General features: G+C 53.7%; 18 protein-coding genes. 7 read left to right on the top strand and 11 right to left on the bottom strand.

The window, feature by feature from the left end; genetic code table 11:
- Window positions 1–4: 4 nt before the first annotated feature.
- Window positions 5–538, top strand: a complete 534-nt coding sequence (locus tag PL263_RS07205) for a hypothetical protein (RefSeq protein WP_278212356.1) — start codon at window positions 5–7, stop codon at window positions 536–538.
- Window positions 529–1,080 (top strand): hypothetical protein, encoded by a 552-nt coding sequence (locus tag PL263_RS07200; RefSeq protein ID WP_278212355.1) that lies wholly within the window; start codon window positions 529–531, stop codon window positions 1,078–1,080. Before PL263_RS07205 ends, PL263_RS07200 begins: the two co-directional genes overlap by 10 nt.
- On the opposite strand, the gene trkA is transcribed toward PL263_RS07200, so the two are convergent.
- Window positions 1,068–2,423 (bottom strand): Trk system potassium transporter TrkA, encoded by a 1,356-nt coding sequence (gene trkA, locus PL263_RS07195; protein ID WP_140912192.1) that lies wholly within the window; start codon window positions 2,421–2,423, stop codon window positions 1,068–1,070. The two genes, PL263_RS07200 and trkA, sit on opposite strands and share 13 nt — an antisense overlap.
- Before the next feature lie 350 nt (window positions 2,424–2,773).
- On the opposite strand from trkA, the gene secA reads away from it, so the two are divergent.
- From secA to trmL, 3 genes are all read left to right on the top strand, one after another.
- Window positions 2,774–5,524, top strand: a complete 2,751-nt coding sequence (secA, locus tag PL263_RS07190; protein ID WP_278212354.1) for a preprotein translocase subunit SecA — start codon at window positions 2,774–2,776, stop codon at window positions 5,522–5,524.
- A 127-nt stretch (window positions 5,525–5,651) separates the two neighbouring features.
- Window positions 5,652–8,153, top strand: a complete 2,502-nt coding sequence (locus PL263_RS07185; RefSeq protein ID WP_278212353.1) for a glycogen/starch/alpha-glucan phosphorylase — start codon at window positions 5,652–5,654, stop codon at window positions 8,151–8,153.
- Between the two features lie 8 nt (window positions 8,154–8,161).
- A complete protein-coding gene (gene trmL / locus PL263_RS07180) occupies window positions 8,162–8,644 on the top strand; it encodes a tRNA (uridine(34)/cytosine(34)/5-carboxymethylaminomethyluridine(34)-2'-O)-methyltransferase TrmL (RefSeq protein ID WP_140912189.1) in 483 nt (160 codons plus the stop codon).
- Between the two features lie 93 nt (window positions 8,645–8,737).
- On the opposite strand, the gene PL263_RS07175 is transcribed toward trmL, so the two are convergent.
- The 3 genes from PL263_RS07175 to purM all read right to left on the bottom strand — a co-directional run bounded on the left by PL263_RS07175 (window position 8,738) and on the right by purM (window position 11,202).
- Window positions 8,738–9,121: a hypothetical protein gene (locus PL263_RS07175; protein WP_278212352.1), complete on the bottom strand. Its 384-nt coding sequence runs from the start codon at window positions 9,119–9,121 to the stop codon at window positions 8,738–8,740.
- Between the two features lie 540 nt (window positions 9,122–9,661).
- The gene (locus PL263_RS07170; RefSeq protein WP_278212351.1) at window positions 9,662–10,003 is read right to left on the bottom strand and encodes a zinc ribbon domain-containing protein YjdM; all 342 of its coding nucleotides are present in this window, start codon (window positions 10,001–10,003) and stop codon (window positions 9,662–9,664) included.
- A 158-nt stretch (window positions 10,004–10,161) separates the two neighbouring features.
- Window positions 10,162–11,202 carry a phosphoribosylformylglycinamidine cyclo-ligase gene (gene purM / locus PL263_RS07165; RefSeq protein ID WP_140913254.1) on the bottom strand — a complete coding sequence of 347 codons (1,041 nt, stop codon included), beginning with the start codon at window positions 11,200–11,202 and terminating at the stop codon, window positions 10,162–10,164.
- Window positions 11,203–11,298: 96 nt separating this feature from the next.
- Here purM and PL263_RS07160 point away from each other — a divergent pair, with 96 nt between their 5' ends.
- Complete coding sequence (locus PL263_RS07160) at window positions 11,299–12,108, top strand: DUF2066 domain-containing protein (RefSeq protein WP_278212350.1); 810 nt, start codon at window positions 11,299–11,301, stop codon at window positions 12,106–12,108.
- On the opposite strand, the gene PL263_RS07155 is transcribed toward PL263_RS07160, so the two are convergent.
- From PL263_RS07155 to PL263_RS07125, 7 genes are all read right to left on the bottom strand, one after another.
- Entirely contained in the window at window positions 12,094–12,594 is a 501-nt protein-coding gene (locus tag PL263_RS07155; RefSeq protein ID WP_278212349.1) for a hypothetical protein, read from the bottom strand. The genes PL263_RS07160 and PL263_RS07155 overlap by 15 nt on opposite strands.
- 27 nt (window positions 12,595–12,621) lie before the next feature.
- Complete coding sequence (locus PL263_RS07150) at window positions 12,622–13,986, bottom strand: hypothetical protein (RefSeq protein WP_278212348.1); 1,365 nt, start codon at window positions 13,984–13,986, stop codon at window positions 12,622–12,624.
- A gap of 148 nt (window positions 13,987–14,134) precedes the next feature.
- Window positions 14,135–15,556 carry a nitrogen regulation protein NR(I) gene (gene ntrC / locus PL263_RS07145; RefSeq protein ID WP_140913258.1) on the bottom strand — a complete coding sequence of 474 codons (1,422 nt, stop codon included), beginning with the start codon at window positions 15,554–15,556 and terminating at the stop codon, window positions 14,135–14,137.
- Window positions 15,543–16,598, bottom strand: a complete 1,056-nt coding sequence (glnL, locus tag PL263_RS07140) for a nitrogen regulation protein NR(II) (RefSeq protein ID WP_278212347.1) — start codon at window positions 16,596–16,598, stop codon at window positions 15,543–15,545. The genes ntrC and glnL overlap by 14 nt, the downstream gene beginning before the upstream one ends.
- A 281-nt stretch (window positions 16,599–16,879) precedes the next feature.
- Window positions 16,880–17,656, bottom strand: a complete 777-nt coding sequence (locus tag PL263_RS07135; RefSeq protein WP_278212346.1) for an exodeoxyribonuclease III — start codon at window positions 17,654–17,656, stop codon at window positions 16,880–16,882.
- A 112-nt stretch (window positions 17,657–17,768) separates the two neighbouring features.
- Complete coding sequence (gene glnA / locus PL263_RS07130; protein ID WP_140913261.1) at window positions 17,769–19,178, bottom strand: glutamate--ammonia ligase; 1,410 nt, start codon at window positions 19,176–19,178, stop codon at window positions 17,769–17,771.
- 161 nt (window positions 19,179–19,339) lie between these two features.
- Window positions 19,340–20,695, bottom strand: coding sequence for a porin (locus tag PL263_RS07125; protein WP_278212345.1), 1,356 nt, complete (start codon window positions 20,693–20,695; stop codon window positions 19,340–19,342).
- 396 nt (window positions 20,696–21,091) lie between these two features.
- Between PL263_RS07125 and PL263_RS07120 the strand changes: the two genes are divergently transcribed.
- A complete protein-coding gene (locus tag PL263_RS07120) occupies window positions 21,092–21,430 on the top strand; it encodes a P-II family nitrogen regulator (protein ID WP_064024325.1) in 339 nt (112 codons plus the stop codon).
- Window positions 21,431–21,437 lie beyond the last annotated feature (7 nt).

Raw genomic sequence — 21,437 nt, 5'->3', positions numbered from 1 at the left:
GTGTATGCGATTAGGGCGCATCATGTACCTGGGGTTGACGGTTGGCAGTCTGGCGATGTTGTTGTTTGTAACCGGTTTTTTCTGTTTTCGGCTTGGCTTGGCTTTACTGGCCGGTTTTTTTTACGCTGTAGCGAGTAAGTTTCTATTACTTGCGCTGGTTGGGTTGGGAGCGCTTGGTCTGATTGCTTTGGCAAAAGCGCTGTATCGGGAGTTGCGCAGCTATTTTCGGCGCGATGCCGCGGAAATTCGCTGTTGGTGGGCGTTGCGCAACCAACTCCGTGACGCCGGCTTGCGCGCCGCTGCGGAGGCGCGGCAACTGCGTTATCGGATGCAACTTGAGCGCGGGCGTATCTCTGCCGCAAACAACCGTAAACATTTGCGGCAATTACGGCAAGCTATCGCAGCTGAGCTGGCGGCGGTCCGCAAGCGGGTGCCCGCTGCGACTTATAAGGCACTGCGCAAATCGCTAAGGCAACATTACAAGCAGGCGGATGCGGCCGCGATGCTGGCATTGCGCAAACAATTGCCATGTCCGTGATGCGGCGCTGGTTGGCGGAAGCCTTGACGTTTTGGCGGCGTAGTAGCGATGACAATCTGCATTGGCGCTTGTCCCGGCAGGACGACCTGGTGCAACTGCGCCGCGAACAAGCTTTGGCTGAGCAGGAACTGGTGGCGGAATTAAAAAAACGCAGCCAGCAACTCGCGCACGAATTGGCTTTGAACAAGGCACGCAACCAGAATGAACTGGCGATGCTGAAAACCCGTTGTCGGCAAGACTTGCAGGATTACCAGCAATATTTGCAGTCGCTGGATAAATTGAAAGACTCGCTATGTCGTAGTTACGGCCACTTGCCGGAAGCGGTCGCATTCACGATCCATCACCACGCCAAACAGTTGCTGAACCGGATGTGGGAGACTGACGAACCGCAGCAGAAATTGCAGATTGAAATGCAACTGTTGCAGTTCATGACGGCTGTTCACGAAGACAGTCGGGCGTCGTTACAGTCGGATACCGCCGAAGGCTTGCCGCAGCGGGCGTTGGCCTGTATCGATGCCGATTTCGAAAATCAGATCGGCTGAAAATATTCTTCGATATCTTTAATCAGCTTTTTATTCAGCGCGAACATCACTACGTGGTCGCCTTCGGCGAACACGGTATCGTGATGGACCGGAATCACTTCCTTTTCCCGAATCAAAGCGCCGAGAATCACACCGTCGGGTAAGTTGACCTGGTCGACGCGCAAGCCGACTACCGATGAAGAGTTCTTGCTGCGGTGGGCTATGGCCTCGATGGCTTCGGCGCTGCCGCCGCATACCGAGCTGACGCCGACCACGTCGCCTTTGCGGACGTGCTTCAGAATGCCGCCCAGCGTCTCTAGTTTGGGTTGAATCGCCAAATCGATATCGCTGCCGTCCAGCAGTTTCAAGTAAGAGTTATTGTTGACCAGGCAGATCGACTTTTTTGCGCCCAGTTTTTTGGCCAGGCCGGCGGCGATCAGGTTGATGCCGTCGTTATTGGTAATCGCGCAGAACAGGTCGATGTTCTCGATCATTTCTTCCTGCAGCAGGGATTCGTCGGTGCAATCGCCGTGCAAAATCAGGGTGCGGCGCAGGTCGTTGGCGATTTCCCGGGCGCGGTTGATATCCTTTTCGATGATTTTGACCTGGTAATTGTGCTGCAAGGCGATGCCCAGACGCTTGCCGACATGGCCGCCGCCAGCCAGCATGATTGTTTTGATCGGCGATTCCAGCTTGTGCAGGTCGATCAGGGTCTTCAGGACTTTTTCGCGCGGGCAGACGAAAAACACTTCGTCGCCGCTGGCGATGACTGCTTCGCCGTTAACCGCGATTGCCTTGCCGTCGCGGAAGATCGCCGCAACCCGGATCATGCTGTCGGCCAGTTTTTCTTTGACGGCGTGGATGCGTTTGCCGGTCAGGAAACCGGTCGGCACTACCCGGATCGAAAACAAACGGACTAAACCGTCGGCGAATTCGGAAACGTGCAGTGCACCGGGGTATTTGATCAGATTGTGGATGGATTCGGTGACGACCTGTTCCGGGCTGATGACAATATCGATGCCGCCGGGTTGGAATAATTGCGGATGGTTCAGGAAGTCGATCGCTCGCACCCTGGCGATGGTTTTGGGTTTGCTGTACAGCGTGTTGATCACCTGGCAGGCCAGCATATTGGTTTCGTCGCGGTCGGTGACGGCGATCACCATGTCGGCGTCGCGGATGCCGGCTTGTTCCAAAATACTCGGATGGGCAGCGTTGCCTTCGATGGTGGCGATATCCAGGCGTCCCTTCAGTTCGGTTAGCAGGCTCGGGTTTTTGTCGATAACCACGATATCGTTTTCTTCGCTGGCCAGGGCGCCGGCAACCGATGAGCCGGTCACGCCGGCACCTAATATAACTATTTTCATGACACGTAACGCCGGGGATAAGGGCTTGGCGGACAGATTCCGCTAGATGCTAAGCCAGCTGGGTTAAAGGCCGCGGATTATACGCCTATCGCCCGGCATGTCCATGCTAAAACCCGTGCTTGGCGGCGCCGAATTGCCTGCGGATACCGGCGCTGGCGGTACTGGTATTAAATGCGGCGGGGATTAGCGTTTGCCAACGATTTCGACCTGCGCGCACAACCGGGCCAAACCGGCCTCGTTCGCTATGTAAGCCGTCGGCCGGCCCAGTGCGTTAGGCTTGTTTTCTGGTCATTGCCGCCTCATAACGTTTATAATCGCAAACTTTGGTTCACTCTCACACTGGAAGTATCATGCTGGGTAAGCTGGTTAAAATGGTAGTTGGCAGCCGCAACGACAGGCTGGTCAAGAAGAAACGCAAGCTGGTCAAGAAAGTCAATGCGCTGGCCGCCGAGTACGAAACATTATCCGACGCCGCTTTGCAGGCTAAAACGCAAGAGTTCCGCGATCGCTTGACCCAGGGTGAAAAACTCGACGATTTGTTGCCGGAGGCCTTTGCCGCGGTCCGCGAAGCTTCCACCCGCGTTTTCGGCATGCGCCATTTCGACGTGCAGTTGATCGGCGGTATGGTGTTGCACAGCGGCAAGATTGCCGAGATGAAAACCGGCGAGGGTAAAACCTTGATGGCAACCTTGGCCGCATACTTGAACGCCTTGCCCGGCAAAGGCGTACATGTCGTTACCGTCAACGATTATCTGGCCCGCCGCGACGCGGAGTGGATGGGACGGCTCTACGGATTTCTGGGATTGACCACCGGCGTCATTGTCAGCGATTTGAACCACGAACAACGTAAAACTGCCTATGCGGCAGATATCACCTACGGCACCAACAACGAATTCGGTTTCGACTACCTGCGCGACAATATGGCGTTTAGCCTGGAACAGAAAGTCCAGCGCGAGTTGCATTTTGCCATCGTCGACGAGGTGGACTCGATCCTGATCGACGAGGCCAGAACGCCGTTGATCATTTCCGGTCAAGCCGAGGGCAGTACCGACATCTATTCGATTACCAACCGCATCATTCCGCATCTGACCAAGCAGGAAAAAGCCGAGGATCCGGAGCAGCAGGACAAGATGCCGGGCGATTACGCGGTCGATGAAAAACAGCGGCAAATTCACCTGACCGAAGCCGGTTACGAGAAAGTCGAACGTTTGCTGACCGAGCAAGACTTGATTCCGGAAGGCTCCACTTTGTACGACCCGGTCAACATTCGCTTGATGCATTACTTGAACGCCTCTTTGCGGGCGCATGTCTTGTTCCAGCGCGACGTCGATTACGTGGTCAAAGACGGCCAAGTCATTATCGTCGACGAGTTTACCGGCAGGATGATGCTGGGCCGGCGTTGGTCCGAGGGTTTGCACCAAGCGATGGAAGCCAAAGAAGGAGTGCCGATTCAAAACGAGAACCAGACTCTGGCTTCGATTACCTTCCAGAATTATTTCCGCCTGTATCATAAGTTGTCCGGTATGACAGGTACCGCCGACACTGAAGCTTTCGAGCTGAATAAAATCTACGGTCTGGAAGTCGTGGTGATTCCGACCCACCGGCCGATGATTCGCAAGGACATGGGCGATTTGGTCTATCTGTCGGCCCGCGAGAAATACAAAGCCGTGATCGAAGACATCAAGGACTGCGCTAAGCGCGGCCAACCGGTCTTGGTCGGCACCACCTCGATCGAAAATTCCGAACGGATTTCGGCGATGCTGCGCGAGCAGGGCATCAAGCATGAAGTCTTGAACGCGAAACAACACGAGCGGGAAGCGCACATTATCGAAATGGCCGGTTTGCCCGGCGCCGTCACGATTGCCACTAACATGGCCGGTCGCGGCACCGACATCGTTTTGGGCGGTAACTTGAATGCCGAACTCGATGCGCTGGGGCCTGACGCCAGCGAAGCCGACAAAGAGCGGGTTCGCGGTGCTTGGCTGGATCGGCACGAGCAAGTGTTGGCCAGCGGTGGTCTGCACGTGATCGGCTCCGAGCGTCACGAATCGCGGCGGATCGACAACCAATTGCGCGGCCGCTCCGGCCGGCAGGGCGATCCTGGTTCGACCCGGTTTTATTTGTCGCTGGAAGACGATTTGATGCGGATTTTCGCGTCGGAACGGGTGGCGTCGCTGATGCAGAAGCTGGGCATGGAAGAGGGCGAAGCGATCGAACATCCTTGGGTGACGCGGTCTATCGAAAGCGCGCAACGCAAAGTCGAGAACCGTAACTTCGATATCCGCAAGGAAATTCTCGCTTACGACGACGTCGCCAACGACCAGCGTAAGGTGATTTACGCGCAGCGTAATGAATTGATGGCAGCTGAGGATATCAGCGACATTATCACTGCGATTCGCGCCGACGTGTTGAACGACGCGATTACCCAGTTCATTCCGCCGAAGACGATGGAAGAGCAATGGGACGTGCGTGGTCTGGAAGCCCATTTACAGCAAGAGTTTCATTTGAGCTTGCCGCTGGGCGAGTGGTTGGACAGCGACCGCAGTTTGAACGAGCAAAAATTGCGCGAGCTGATTGTGGAAAAGGCCGCGGAAGAAGGCCTGCGCCGCGAGCAGACCGTCGGGACGCAAGTCATGCGCCATTTCGAAAAATCGGTCATGCTGCAAGTCCTGGACAACGCCTGGAAAGAACACTTGGCCGCAATGGATCAATTGCGTCAAGGTATCCATTTCCGCGGTTACGCGCAAAAGGACCCGAAGCAGGAATACAAGCGCGAATCCTTCCAAATGTTCAACAGCTTGCTGGACCACATCAAGCACGAAGTCGTGATGATTTTGGCCCGAGTGCAGATCGCGCGGGAAGAAGACGTGCAGGCCATCGACGAGCAGCGTCAGGCGCCGCAGGAAATGCATTTCGAACACGCCGAAGCCCAATCCGTATTTGAAGAGACTGCACCGGCTCCAGCCGCGCAGGAACCGGAGTCAGAGCCCGGTTTGGCGGAACAGCCTTTCGTGCGTCACGGCGCCAAGGTCGGCCGTAACGATCCGTGTCCCTGCGGATCGGGTAAAAAGTACAAGCAGTGCCATGGTAAGCTAGAGTGAGCGGGATTGCGGTGCCGCTTGCAAGTGCGGCACCGCACCGACTCGGTGCTCGGAGTTTAGAGCTCGGCTCGCCGCCCGCAATTGCGGCTCGAGGCTTAATAGTTCACTAGTTCCAGAGGTAATCACTATGCCGCATAGAGTTTTTCATAAAAGCAGTCCCGCCGCCGATATCACCAAATTGCCGAAACTCGGCATGGAAAAAAAGCATTTCATTGCCGATTTCAAACACTACTACAGCCACCGCCTCGGCCGCGACGAAAATTGCCGTTCGCCCCACTACGCCTATGAAGCGCTGTCTCTAGCCATCAGTGACCGCTTGGTTGAGCGCTGGAAGAAAACCTACAACGTTTATCGCGATTCCGATTGTAAAAAAGCGTTCTATCTGTCGATGGAATTCCTGATCGGCCGCTCGTTGAGTAACGCGATGTTGAATTTAGGCGTAGACGATGTCGTCACGCAAGCCTTGTACGATTTGGGCTTAGAAGCGGAAGAATTAGTGGAAAGCGAGCCCGATGCCGGATTGGGTAACGGCGGCCTGGGGCGGTTGGCGGCTTGTTTTATCGATAGCTGTGCCACCTTGCAATTGCCGGTCACCGGCTACGGTTTGCGTTACGAATACGGCATGTTTTCTCAGCAAATCGTCAACGGCGAGCAGATCGAGCGCCCGGACCACTGGCTACGAATGGGCAACGTTTGGGAAATCGAGCGCCCGGAATACATGCATCGGATCAAATTCGGCGGCCGGACCCAAAGCCATATCGACGAAAAAGGCAACAAGCGTACCAGTTGGATCGATACTCACGACGTGTTGGCTATGCCATACGACACGCCGGTGCCGGGTTATAAAAACGGCACGGTAAACACTCTGCGGCTGTGGAAAGCGATTGCCACCGAAGAGTTCAATCTGCAGGAATTCAATGCCGGCGACTATGCCGAGGCGGTGGCCGAAAAAAATACGGCCGAAAACATCACGATGGTGTTGTATCCGAACGATGCCAACGAAAACGGCAAGGCTCTGCGCCTGCAACAGCAGTATCTACTGGCGTCTGCCAGTTTGCAGGACGTGATTGCCAACTGGGTCGGCCGTCACGGCAATAATTTCGCTAAATTCGCTGAGAAAAACTGTTTTCAGCTGAATGACACCCATCCCAGCATCGCTGTCGCCGAATTAATGCGTCTGTTGATGGATATTCACGGCCTGTCCTGGAAGGAGGCCTGGGGTATCACCCGCAGTACGATGGCTTATACCAACCACACCTTGTTGCCCGAAGCGCTGGAAAAATGGTCGGTGCGCTTAATGCAAACCCTGTTGCCGCGCTTGATGGAGATTATTTTTGACATCAATGCTCATTTCATGTCCGAGGTCTCGGCGCGTTGGCCTGGGGATGGCGCCCGGATGGCCCGGATGTCGATCATTGAGGAAGGTCATCAAAAACAAGTGCGCATGGCGTTTTTGGCCATTGTCGGCAGTTTTTCGGTCAATGGCGTGGCCGAACTGCATTCCAAGTTGCTGAAGGACGGCCTGTTCAAAGACTTTTACGAATTGTGGCCGCAAAAATTCAATAACAAGACCAACGGCGTAACGCCGCGGCGTTGGCTGGCAGGCTGCAACCCCGAATTGGCGCAATTGATTACCGAGACGATTGGAGACGCCTGGGTCACCGATTTGTCGCAACTTGCCAAACTCAGGCCTTATGCTGAGGATGCCGCGTTCCGCAAGAAGTGGTACGAGCTCAATCGCGCCAGTAAGCAACGACTGGTCGATTACAAGAAAGAAGAGCACGATATCGAAATCAATGTCGATGCTTTGTTCGACGTGCAAGTCAAACGCATTCACGAGTACAAACGCCAGATTCTGAATGTATTGCACGTGATCCATCTCTACGACCGGATCAAGCGCGGCGATACGGCCAACTGGGTCGACCGTTGTGTGCTGATCGGCGGCAAAGCCGCGCCCGGCTACGTGATGGCCAAAAAAATCATCAAGTTGATCAACAACGTGGCGAATGTGATCAACGATGACCCTGACGTCGGCGATAAACTGAAACTGGTGTTCATGCCGAATTACTGCGTATCGGCCATGGAAAAAATCTGCCCCGGCGCCGATCTGTCCGAGCAAATTTCGACGGCGGGTAAAGAAGCTTCCGGTACTGGGAACATGAAGTTCATGATGAACGGCGCCTTGACTATCGGTACGTTGGATGGTGCCAACATTGAAATTCGCGAGGAAGTCGGTGCTGAGAATTTTTTCCTGTTCGGCTTGACCGAAGCTGAAGTGGAGGCCTTGCGTCCGCATTACGATCCGCAGCCCTATATTGATCAGGATACCGATCTGCAAGGAGTCATGCGCCTGCTTGAGTGCGGCCATTTCAATCAATTCGAGCCGGGCATTTTCGACGATATCATCGGTTCGATCAAAAGCCCGCACGACCCGTGGATGACGATTGCCGATTTTCGCAGCTACATTGATGCTCAACGCCGGGTGGAATTGGCTTACCGCGATCAAGAGCGCTGGACCAAAATGAGTATTATCAACACCGCCGCCAGCGGCAAGTTTTCCACGGACCGTACTATCAGCGAATACAATCGCGATATTTGGAAACTGGAACCGGTTAAGGTCGACAATTAAAGGCAGCGATGCTGGATATCGTTCTGTTCGAGCCGGAGATCCCGGCCAATACTGGCAATATTATCCGGCTTTGTGCCAATACGGGCGCACATCTGCATTTGATTCAGCCGTTGGGCTTCGATCTGGACGACAAACGGCTGCGGCGAGCCGGGCTGGATTACCACGAATGGGTGAGTATTCGCCAATATGCTTCGTTGGCGGATTACGTCGAAAAAATCAGGCCCAAACGGTTGTTCGCGTTGACCACCAAGGGTTCGGAAGTTTACAGCGAAGTCCGTTTTCAATCGGGTGACGCGCTGTTGTTCGGCCCGGAGACTCGCGGTTTACCGATGTCGTTCCTCGCCGAACATCCGGCCCAGTACCAATTGTATCTGCCGATGCGTCAGGAAAGCCGTAGTCTGAATCTCTCCAATACTGTCGCAATCGTACTTTACGAAGCGATGAAGCAGTTGGGCTTCCCGGACGCTGTGATCAAGCCGCGTTTACCTTAACTGCCGGCTTCGGTCCTTTTCCTGATTTTAGTTCGGCGAGTTGAGACTGAGGTGGGCGAGCATATAAGCCGGGATTCTACCCGGTACCAAATCCTAGTCTTTACCGTTCTTGTGTTTCCGATAGGTTTGCGCCGCGTAATTCTTGGCTTGGTCTTTAGATTTTTCGGAAAATAAGTTTTGATAAAATCCGCCTTTGCGGTCGGCAATCGCGCGGCAGATATCTTTGAACAGGCTGGTATTTTCGATTACCGCTCTCGGGCTGAGTCCGTGCTGGTTGGTCAAGTAATAAGACACCCCCATTAGATAGGTTTTCTCCCGGCCGTTGAGTTTGATCAGCAGCTTCTTCTGTTTGTCGTAAACGTAGTAAGAGGTGAACGCTAACAGGCTCAGGCCCAAAAATTTGGTCCACAACAGGATGTAGGAATTGTCCTCGAAAAGCGGTTGGCCCTTGTTCAGAATGGCTTCGGTTTTGGTCATTATTGTCCTCGTCGGTTGTTTCCCACATAGTAATTTAACACGCTGGTGCTGTACAAATTGCCCTGCCAAATAGGTGGCGGGCTGTAAAACTGGATTGGGCGATCTCTGAGGCTCCAAGCGGATAGAGCCCTCTAAGGCCGAAGCGGCGAACACTCCGCCCTGTTCAGCAGTCAAGGGCAAGCGAAATTTATTGAGTGTCGGAATAGCCTATCGGAGAGCTGCCGAACATGTATTCGACCGAATGATGGCGGCTGATCGACATCGGTTCGACAAGTTTGGCGATTCGGCTCACGGTGAAGCTTGTTTTTGGTGCAATTTTGCCCGGCATTGCGTGGTTTTGGTGCGTTCTCTGAGTTGATTCATCGCGCAAAGGAGCAAAAAAGGCTTGGAGCGACGTATTTTTGACTTGGCATTAACTTTGCTTTAACTAAAGCGTGTGTTGTTACTCCTACCTGTTCTCAAGTGTGGACATTACGCCCTAGTTGGAAATCCAAGCAGGGCGTTTTTTTTGCGCCTCGCAATCCGGTTAGGCCGGCCGAATTAAGCTTTTTTTACGAATTCGGATTTCAATTTCATCGCGCCGATACCGTCGATCTTGCAATCGATGTCGTGGTCGCCTTCCACCAAGCGGATGTTTTTGACACGGGTGCCGACTTTGACCACCAGCGACGAACCTTTAACTTTCAGGTCCTTGATTACGGTGACCGTGTCGCCGTCTTGCAGCAGATTGCCGTTGGCGTCTTTGATGACCTTGAGGTCGTCACTATGGGCGTCGGCAGCGTCCTGAGTCCATTCGTGAGCGCATAACGAGCAGACGAAATTGTTACCGTCGTGATAGGTGTATTCGGACCCGCACTGCGGGCAATTGGGTAAGTCGTTCATTGATATCGGTCGTTCCGTTCTTGATCAAAGCTGAGCACAGCCGTATTGAGCTAGTCCTGTGCTTGTGGCAGATTGGCCTAGGCCGTGCTTCGGTGTGGCCGGGGCAAGGGGCGGGTGCCGCGCCAGCAGACATCACTGCCAGCGGCGGCATCGATTGGTCAGCGGTATTTAACGTGTGGTTTGCCGTTGCCCACGCCAATCTCGCCGATGGTAAATGCGGTTTCGCCTTGCTGTTGCAATATTTGTAACGTGGCCGCTTCGTCGGCGGCGGCGATGCAAACGATCATGCCGATGCCGCAGTTGAATGTTACCAGCATGTCTTCCAAGGCAACGTTGCCTTGTTGCTGTAGCCACTGAAAGATTTCCGGCAATTGCCAACTGCTTAGGTCGATATTGGCTTGCAGGCCTTCCGGCAATACTCGTGGCAAGTTCTCGGTGATGCCGCCGCCGGTGATATGGGCCATGGCATGGACCGGAATCGTTTTTAGCAACTCCAGCAGCGGTTTGACGTATATCCGGGTCGGGGTCAGCAAGGTCTCGCCGAGCGGTCTGCCGTTTACCTCGTCGGTCCAGGCGAGTCCGCTGCGTGCCACGATTTTACGGATTAGCGAGTAGCCGTTCGAGTGCGGACCGGAAGCGGCCAGGGCGATCAGTTTGTCGCCGGCTTGAACCAAGCTGCCGTCTATGATGCGGTCTTTTTCGACGATGCCGACGCAAAAGCCGGCCAAGTCGTAGTCGCCATCGGCGTACATGCCCGGCATTTCCGCGGTTTCGCCACCGACCAGAGCGGCGCCGGCCTGCTCGCAGCCCAGGCCTATGCCTTCGATAACGCTGGCTGCGGTATCGACCGCCAATTTGCCGGTTGCGAAATAGTCCAGAAAGAACAGCGGTTCCGCGCCTTGCACGACGATGTCGTTGACGCACATTGCCACCAAGTCGATACCGACGCTGTTGTGGATATTTAAATCCAGGGCCAGTTTCAATTTGGTGCCGACGCCATCGGTGCCGGAAACCAGCACCGGTTGTTTGTAGCGGTCCAGAGGCAATTCGAATAGCGAACCAAAGCCGCCAAGGCCGGCCATCACGCCTGCATTACGGGTTCTGGCAGCGATGGGTTTGATGCGTTCCACCAAAGCGTTGCCCGCTTCGATATCGACACCGGCACTCTTGTAATCCAGGCGGTCTTGTTGTTCGCTCAATGTTGGCCTCTTGTTAAAGTTCAGGTTGAAACGACCGATATTGTACTATATTCCGAATTAATGCTGAGTCAGGGTAGGCGAGTGAGCAAGGTTTTTATGAAACGTAAATCCGTGCGTTGGGGTTTGCTGGTATGGGGTTTGTTGGGCGGAGTCGTAACTGCCGATGCCGTTGAGGTGAAGGGGCTTTATGAAATCGAACTGGTGGCCCGCAGCCAATCGGCCGAGGACAGGCTGCAAGCTATCAAGCAGGCTATGTATGCGGTATTGAGCCGGGTGTTGGTAGCGGACGACATTTCCAAAATTCCGGCGGTGCAGCAAGCGTTGGCCAGTGCGCAAAACTATGTCAAACAATCGCAATTTTCGCTGATCGCGGCTGACGAGCAACCGGACAATGAAGCGCGCTTGATTCGGGTGCAATTCGACGAAGATCAATTGATGCAAGTCATGCGCGATAGCCATGTCGGGATCTGGAGTGAGATCCGGCCGGAAACCTTGGTCTGGCTGGTAGTCGACGAAGACGGCGTACGCCAGTTTTATAACGCCGACGCCATGCCGGAAGTGGAAAGCGCATTGGCCTTTGCCGCCAAAATCAAAGGCATTCCGATGATTTATCCGATGTTGGATCTGGAAGAGCAGCAAAAGATTTCGGTTAGCGAAGTCCTCAGTGCCGATTCGCGCAATTTGCTGGCCGTTTCCGCTCGTTACGAAGTGACCTCGGTCATGGCCGGGCGCATCGCCAAAAAAGGCGGTTGCTGGCAAGGCGAGTGGGCGTTTTATTTCGACGGTAAGATCAAGCAGTGGAATGGCGAATGCTTGCCTTTGAAATCGGCCGCCGTTACCGGCGCCGAAGGCGCTTATCGAGTGCTGTCCAATTATTACGGTGTTAAGCCGTCAGCCAATCAATAAGCTGTAAAGGCCGTAGGCGCCGCCGTAGCTGATCAAAAAATAGAAAAGAGACATCACCAAGCCGGCCGTATTGTTGATGCGCAAAGCGTCTTTGAAAATCCTGCCGATAATGATCAAGTCCCACAGTAAAAACAAGCTTAGCGTCATGTAGCTGGGCGTATCTTCGGCAACGGTCACCCAAAACAGAATTGGCGCCAGGAACAGCGCCACTACGTTCTCGCAGAACAATATCGCCGACGACACTCTAATAAAATCGCCGAAAGTGCCGTTGGTTAGCAATACCAGCGCAATAAAGGCCAAAGTCAGCAAAGTCTCCAGCATCACCTCGAAAATCGAATCGATATCGTCAACCATGTTGAATTGGACGAAGAACACGATTGAGAAATAGAAAATCAGATTGTGCTTAAAGAAACGAGGTGAGGCCGGCAGATTGAGGACCGAGACATTGAGCCAGCACAGCGGAAAATACTGTCTGATGATGTCCATCGGTCTCGGTGTCCTAACAGTTGTGGTTTATTCTTCCGTTTCGGAATACGGGTAGGCGTCGTAAGGGCCTCGGTAATCCTGTTGTTGTAAGTGGCTGAACTGGTCGTTCAGCGCTTGGATCAGATCCTTGCTCTGCTCAATCAGGCCGAGCAGGCGTTTCCGGTTCTTTTTGTTTCTGCCGACTGGATCGGTGATCGGCAGCAAAGTTCTCCAGAATCCCAGGCTCTTCTCGAATAAGCCGACAAGATCTTCGCTCAAGTTGAGTTGAGCCTGGCGCTTCAGCAGTTGTTTTATCACGAATTTGGCATTAACCCGGCTGACAATCATATGCAGTGGCGTCATGATCGCGAGCAAAGCCAGGACCATGATCGGTCCGATGATGGGGTCGAATACCAAGTCGAGTATGCCGACTGCGATTTCGGCAAACAGCAATAGCATGATAATGAAGCTCAACACGATCAAGCTCGAAGCATTGGAGCGCTCTTTCCAGGTATTCAGCGCTTCTTCCACTTCAGGCATTATCACTTGATCGATAGCGAGGATGCTGTTTTCCAGCGAATCCAAAATTCGGTAAGAGCGGTCGTTGTTGATGTTAGCGAACCGATGATCGAACGGGGTGGTATCTCCGGATTGCGAGAGCACCACAAACTGGCCGGTGTGGATGCCAAGGTTTGCCAAACGGCGTTGCCAGGACGCGGCGATTTCCTGGCTTTTGGCTGGGTCGATACTGATCTCGGAATGATCGACGACAAACAGAAACTTATTGGAATCCTGATGGGCAACGATGGTACTGAGGGTGTCTTTGATCAATTCGGCGTCGGCTTCGAACAAATCCGTAAATACCAAAACCAGATCGGAAATACCAATTACGTAATTCCGTAACAAAGCCGAAATCTGGGATTCCTGATTGGGGTTCAGTACCGGAGCGTCTATGACTAATTTGTTTTTCAATTTGGCGCTATTGGCGGTGACTAGCTCCAAATAAGCGTTGATTTTACCGCCCTCTCCAGTCGCAGTTTGTTCGAGTACGCGGCTGATCTGGTAAAACGGCAGGCGGTGGTCGGCGTCCAGCGCGGTACCCGGTAAAGTGGCTGTGGTCGCTTGCGGCGTATATTGTAGTACTGTGAATTTGTGGCGAGAGGTATTCAGTTGCACGCCAAGATAGCGGTTGATGAATTCGGATTTGGCTGGTGAGTAGCCGCCGAGGGTGCTGACGATAGGCCACCAACTGGTTTTGCGCGCAGTGGTTTCGTCGTTCTCGATCAGGCCCAGCTCGAACTCGATTTCATCCAAGTCCTGAAATATTTTTGCGGTTTTCTGCAATATCGGGTCGTTGGCGGCGAATTGCCGCTCGAGATTGATCAGGTGCTTGCTTACCGTTTTCTCCGCCATGATACATGAACCTTATTCTACTAGTTGTGGGGTGTTCATCAGACGGCGGGAGTATACACCGATGGCTTTAATCGGAGTAAAAAAACCTGCCGCCCCAGCAACGGCAGGTCCGGGCGGAATGCGGGATGTGCGAGTCGGGCGCGGTGGCTTATTCCTTGATATCCAGCTCTTTGATTTTGCGCGTCAGCGTATTACGGCCGTAACCCAGAAGTAAGGCCGCTTCGTGTTTGCGGCCGTGGGTATGGTTCAGCGCCGCCTCGATTAATAAGGTTTCCACCGACGGAATCGCATGTTTGGCGATATCGACTTTACCCGACGAGAGCTGTTGTTTGACCCAGGTTTTGAATTGGTTTTCCCAGTCGCCGTTACCGGGCTCATTTACGCTGGTTTCGGCGTGGCTCTGGCTGAGTTCCGGCGGTAGATCCTCGATATGGATTTCCCGGCCCGATGCCATAACTGTGAGCCAGCGGCAAATGTTTTCCAATTGTCTGACGTTGCCCGGCCAACGCAAGGAACTCAGAAACGCTTCGGTATCCGGTCGCAATACTTTGATCTCGGTGTTTAGCTCTTTCGCACTTTGGTAGAGGTAATGCCGCATCAGCAAACCGATATCCTGCCGCCGCTCGCGCAACGGCGGAATATGGATGCGGATTACATTCAAACGGTGAAATAAGTCCTCCCTGAACCGGCCTTGGGCGACCAGTGCCTCCAGATCCTGGTGGGTGGCGGCAATGATGCGGACGTTGACCTTGACCGAGGTGTGGGCGCCGACCGGATAAAACTCGTTATCCGCCAACACTCGCAATAGTCGGGTTTGCAATTCGGCCGGCATGTCGCCGATTTCGTCCAGAAACAAGGTGCCGTTGTTGGCCTGTTCGAAGCGGCCGATGCGGCGGGCTTGGGCGCCGGTAAAGGCACCTTTTTCGTGGCCGAATAGTTCCGACTCCATCAAGTCCTTGGGAATCGCCGCCATGTTTAAGGCGATGAAAGGCTGGTCGGCACGCGGGCTGTGGCGGTGCAGCGCCTTCGCTACCAACTCTTTGCCGGTGCCGGATTCGCCGTTGATTAACACGGTAATGTGCGAACGGGCCAGACGGCCAATGGCGCGAAATACCTCCTGCATCGCCGGCGCTTCGCCGATGATTTCCGGCGTCTCCTGCACCCTTTCCTGTTCCTGAGTGTTATCGCTATGACGTTGCCGGCTGTGGGCGCAGGCGCGCTGTACGGTTTCGACGACTTCGGTAACGTCGAAGGGTTTGGGCAGGTATTCGAAGGCGCCGCCGTGGAATGCCGATACCGCGCTTTCCAGATCCGAGTGCGCGGTCATCACGATCACCGGCAGCTCGGGGTAGCTGTTTTGAATGTTGCGCAGCAGTTCGAAACCGTCCATGCCGGGCATCCTGATGTCGGTGATCAACACGTGCGGCAAGCCGTGGGGCAGCGATTTCAGCAAATCGCCGGCATTGGAGAAGCTCTGCGTGTTGGCGCCGGCTTTCTGCAAGGCTTTTTCGAGTACCCAGCGAATGGATTTGTCATCATCGACAATCCAGACCTTGTCAGGAATTTGCATGATTTTGCTCCAAGGGTAGGTAGATAGAAAACACGGTGTGGCCGGGTTCGCTTTCGCATTCGATCAGGCCGTTGTGCTGATTGATCAAGGATTGCGCGATCGATAGCCCCAGCCCGGTTCCTTCGGCGCGGCCGGTGATCATCGGGTAAAAAATTTGTCCCATCAGCTCGGGTTTGATGCCGGGGCCGTTGTCGATGATGTCTATTTTTACCGTCAGCCGGTAGCGTTTACGGCCGATCGTCATATGCCGTTGCACCCGGGTCTTGATGGTGATCTCGCCGTCGCTCTGTAACGCTTGCACCGCGTTGCGGACGATGTTCAGAATCGCCTGAATCAGCTGGTTTTTGTCGGCGAAAATCTCTGGAATGCTGGGGTCGTAGTTGGTTTCCAAGACGATGCCTTTGGTCGATTCCGCCGCGACTAGGTGGCGGACGCGCTCCAGCACTTCGTGAATGTTCAGCAAACTTTTATTCGCCGGTTTGTTCGGGCCCAGCATTTTGTCCATCAGATCCTGCAAGCGGTCGGATTCGGCGATGATGATTTGGGTGTATTCCTTCAATTCCGGATCCTGCAGTTCCAAATCCAGCAATTGCGCCGCGCCGCGCAGCCCGCCCAACGGGTTTTTGATTTCGTGGGCCAGACCGCGCACCAGCATCCGGCTGGTGTTTTGCTGGGCCAGCAATTGCTCTTCCTTGGTAATGCGCAGATGGCGGTCCACTTGCTGTAGCTCAATTAATATCTCGCTGAGTTCGCCGTCTTCCAGTAACGGCGTCGCGCTGAGATTTACGGTAATCGACTGGTTAAGCCGTTCTAGGATCAGCTCTCTATCGACCAGGGGTTCCAGCATGTACAGACGCGGCAATAATTCATTGAACAAGCTGCTGTGTGCGGTTTTGAATAGTTTGTGCGCCGTGTGGCCAAGCAAATGCTTGGCGCTGTCTGCTAACAGCATTTCGCCTGCCGGGTTAATGTAGATTAATCGCAAATCCTTATCGAACAGCAGGATTGCTTCGTTTAAGTGATCGAGTATTTTTTTGTGCACTGGAAACGGATATCCTTAAAAGTCCTGTTTAGCTAAAGCAATATGTACGCCAATGCCCGGATTCTCAGGGCGGATGCACCTTGCAGGGCGAAGTTGCCTATGGTGCGCTTATTTTAGTGCATATGCTGGAGCAAAAGCACCAAAATGGTGCGCTGTATTGCGATCGCCGGTTTTCAGAGTGCCCGGCTTTTAGGGCTAACTGGACTTGGTAGGGGGGTACCGATCATTTCGGTGCGACTTAAATAACAAGGTTGATTGCTGTTGAGTTGCCTTGTGGCCGATCAGAGTCGATAGTCAATGGTCAGCGGTGCGTGGTCGCTGAACCGCTGTTGTTTGTATATCTGCGCTGCGGCTGCCTTGTTACCGATTCCTGGCGTGGCGATCTGGTAATCGATGCGCCATCCGACATTCTTGGCCCAAGCTTGGCCACGATTGCTCCACCACGTGTAACATTCGTCTGTGGCGTCGGGATGTAAATAACGGTAGGTATCTACCCAACCGAGTTCTGCCAACACCTGTGTCATCCAGTTTCTTTCTTCCGGTAAAAATCCGGAATTTTTCTGATTGCCGCGCCAGTTTTTTAAATCGGCCGGGCGGTGGGCGATGTTCCAGTCGCCGCACACGACGACTTCGCGGCCGCTGCCGATCAAGTCGGCTAAATGCGGAAGAAATCGCTCCATGACACTGAACTTGACAGCCTGGCGCTCTGCGCTGCTGGAGCCGGACGGCAGGTACAGCGAGACAATCGATAGATTGCCGACTCGAATTTCCAGATAACGGCCTTCGCTGTCGATATCAAGGTGGCCCAGGCCCTCGATGACCGTATCGGCCGGCACCTTGCTATAGATGCCGACACCGCTGTAACCCTTTTTCTCGGCGTAATGAAAGTAACCGTATAGCCCTGCGGGCCTTAACATCTCGGCGGTCAGGTTTTGGGCTTGGGCCTTGAGTTCTTGCAAGCAGACGAAATCGGCGTTTTGGTCTGCCAGCCAGTCGTAGAAACCTTTGTTGGCTGCGGAGCGAATGCCGTTCAAGTTGGCGGAAATAATGCGAAGCATGGGGATACTTTGGGATGGGTTCCGGTCGTAACGAGCGACATAAAAAACCCCGCTAAGCCTTGAAGCTTGCGGGGTTTTGAGCCGGTTTCGGCCCGCGAGACAGGCTTAACCTTTACAGGCTGTAGTACATATCCAGCTCAACCGGGTGAGTGCTCATGCGCAGGCGAGTTACATCTTGTTTTTTCAGTTCGATGTAGCCGTCGATCACGTCGTCGGTGAATACGCCGCCGCGGGTCAGGAACTCGCGGTCTTTGTCCAGAGCATCCAGCGCTTCGTCGAAAGAGAAGGCCACTTGCGGGATGGCTTTTTCTTCTTCTGGCGGCAAGTCGTACAAGTCTTTATCCATCGCTTCACCTGGGTGAATTTTGTTTTGGATACCGTCAAGACCGGCCATCAGCATGGCGGAGAACGCCAAGTATGGGTTAGCGGTGGAGTCAGGGAAGCGGACTTCGATACGGCGACCTTTTGGGTTGGTGACGTAAGGAATCCGGATGGACGCAGAGCGGTTACGTGCTGAGTAAGCCAGCATCACAGGTGCTTCGAAGCCTGGTACCAAGCGTTTGTAGCTGTTGGTTGAAGCGTTGGTGATCGCGTTCAGGGCTTTAGCGTGTTTGATGATACCGCCGATGTAGTACAGAGCGGTTTCTGACAGGCCGCCATACAGGTTGCCGGTGAACAGGTTGACGCCGCCTTTGGCCAGAGATTGGTGGACGTGCATGCCGCTGCCGTTGTCGCCGACCAGTGGTTTCGGCATGAAAGTAGCGGTTTTGCCGTAAGCGTGAGCGATGTTGGCGATGACGTATTTCAATTCCAACACTTCGTCGGCTTTTTTAACCAGGGTGTTGAATTTGGAACCGATTTCGCATTGACCGGCAGTGGCCACTTCGTGGTGGTGCACTTCGATGGTTTGACCCATTTCTTCCAGCACCAAGCACATGGCGGAACGCATGTCTTGGAATGAATCGACTGGCGGAACCGGGAAATAACCGCCTTTTACGCCAGGACGGTGGCCGATGTTGCCGTTTTCGTAAACTTTTTCCGAGTTCCAGCCGGCTTCTTCGGAGTCGATTTGGTAAGAGCAGCCGCCCATGCCGGCGCTCCAGCGTACGTCGTCGAAAATGAAGAATTCGTTTTCAGGGCCGAACAATGCGGTGTCGGCGATGCCGGTAGATTGCATGTAAGCTTCTGCGCGTTTGGCGATGGAACGCGGGTCGCGGGCATAACCTTGCATGTCTTTCGGTTCGATGATATCGCAACGCAAGATCAGCGTTTTGTCGTCGAAGAACGGATCGATTTTGGCGGTGCTGGGATCCGGCATCAGAATCATGTCGGATTCGTTAATGTGTTTCCAACCGGCGATGGAAGAGCCATCGAACATGTTGCCTTCTTCAAAGGTGTCTTCGTCGATGGTGTGCGCAGGGAAGGTGACGTGTTGTTCCTTGCCGCGGGTATCGCAGAAGCGGAAATCGACGAATTTAATGTCGTTTTCCTGAATCATTTTTAGTACGTTATCTACTGACATCGGCCAAAATCTCCTAGTGGATGGTTATTGTTTTAGGTTTAAAAAACCGGCGCTTACCATAGCATCAATTGCTAACAAGAGCCAGAAAAATCAAAGCTTCCAGCGTGCCTAAATCACCCTGGAAGCGTCTTGTGATTGCTTGTTGGCGAGCGGGGTAGAGCTTAGAAAGTCACGACCACATCGGCGGTAAACAGAAACTGGCTTTGCCGAGTGCCGTTATCGAACGCTCTGGCGTCGTCGGTAAAGTCATAACGCAAGTTTGGTCTCAGATTCAGCCATTTTGCCGGCTTGTAACTCATGCCGGCAGTTACGGCATAGTAGCTCGAGCCTTCTTGGGTATAGCTGGCAAGATAGTTGCCGCCGCAGGCGAAGTTGTCGCCTTGGTTAGCGGATGCAGCATAGCAGCGGCCTGGGCCGTAAACTCTGATGCCGTTGTGGTCGCGGAACCATTCGGCTCTTAAACCGGCCGATACTTTGTCGTTGACGTCGTAAATCAAATATTGGTTGATGCCATACCATTCTGCGTCGCCGTTGCCGCTGGCATCAGCTGGTATCCAAATGTTTTGGGCGAAGCCGTGGTCATGCTGAATGATGTAATGCAGCTTGTCGGTGAAATTGTGTTTGCCGACCACGCTGTACATTGACCAGCTATCGTTAACATGCTCGGCACGTTTGCCTGCGGTAGACGTAATCGCTAGAGAGGTGCCTGCGTCGTCGCTAGTCCAGGTTACGCCTCCCAGCCAGGCCCAGTTACCCAAATCGCGGTCCCAGTTACCGTCCCAACCGCCAGTGCTGCTACCGGTAACGGCACCACCCATTACGGTCCAGTTTGGATTGAACGCATAGGTCGCCAATACCCCTGTATGGGTGAACGGCTCGCCGTACTGCATCGTATAAGGTTTGGTGATGAAGAAATTGTCCGGCGCGGTTACGACTTCGTAACCAATCGGGGTGTAAAAATGACCGAGTTTGACGTCGATACCGTTACCAAACGGCAAGTTGATTTCCGCATAGGCCTGGGGTAAGGCTAAGCCGTAAAAGCGCTCACCGTTACCACTCAAGCCCAAATCCCAGCTGCCGCGTTCGCTGGCTTCAAGCGTTTTAGGATCAAATCCCGGGGAGCCGTATGCTTGAGTGAAGATCGCGTCGGTTCCGTACATGGCGTCGACTCGTCCGCCGATATCGAAAGCATCGCCGCCGACAGTAACGGCTTTTTGGAAATATAGGTAGAACTGGTTGACTTGGAATTCGCCACTGCGGTCGTTGAACGTGACCGGGCCGTTAAAACCATCGCCGTTGCTGCTCATGTTCGCGCCAATGCTGGCGTTAAACCATCCGCCCAACTTCAGATTGTGGTCCTGCATGAATTTGCTTTCGTTGGGATCGATGCCGGCTGCGCTGAGCAAACCGGGAGCTTGGCTCCAGGTTTCGGCAGTGGCGCTACCGCAGCACAGCGCGATGACGGCCGCCAACGAAGTGTTCGCAGTAAGTTTGAGTGATGGAAGGATTATTTTCATAGGTTTACCTCTTGGTGTGTGACTACTGCATTAAGAATAGCATTTTTGGGGCCAATTTCATTTTAATAAAAAATCAATAAGATACGTTTGTTTGTTCCGGTTTTTTTGAACCTAAACGGTGCAATTCCGATTTTGTGATTTATTTTGGTGCGGAGGAAGTTTGCTTAGACTAATCAATCAGATGAAGAGACTTAGCGTCAATGTTTGAGTCTGTGCTTGAAGAGATGGGTCGTGGTGGTGCATGTCTGTGCCGGATGCACCATCTGAGTGCGAATCTATTTGGTTTCGGCGGGGGATTTGTAACAACCGCTTATAAATCACGGACATAAATAGTGGCATGCATCATGCTTCGTCGGTTTCGGGATTTTACTAACTGAAGCAACGAGGTGTTGAACTATGAAACTGATCACAGCGGTGGTTAAGCCGTTCAAGCTGGACGACGTGCGCGAAGCGCTGTCGGATATCGGCGTGTCGGGCGTAACGGTGACCGAGGTTAAGGGTTTCGGCAGGCAGAAGGGCCATACCGAACTGTATCGCGGCGCCGAATACGTCGTCGACTTTTTACCGAAGGCCAAGATCGAAGTTGCGGTGGCCGATGCGTTGCTCGATCAAGCAGTGGAAGCCATCGTCAAGGTCGCCAATACCGGCAAGATCGGCGACGGCAAGATTTTTGTCACTAATCTGGAACAGGTGGTTCGGATCAGAACCGGCGAATCCGGCGAAGAAGCTCTTTAACATCAAG

The sequence above is a fragment of the Methylomonas sp. EFPC3 genome (assembly GCF_029643245.1).
In the GTDB taxonomy this organism is placed as follows: Bacteria; Pseudomonadota; Gammaproteobacteria; order Methylococcales; family Methylomonadaceae; genus Methylomonas; species Methylomonas koyamae_B.
Note: the sequence above shows the minus strand (reverse complement) of the source record. Positions and strands in the feature narration are given on the sequence as shown.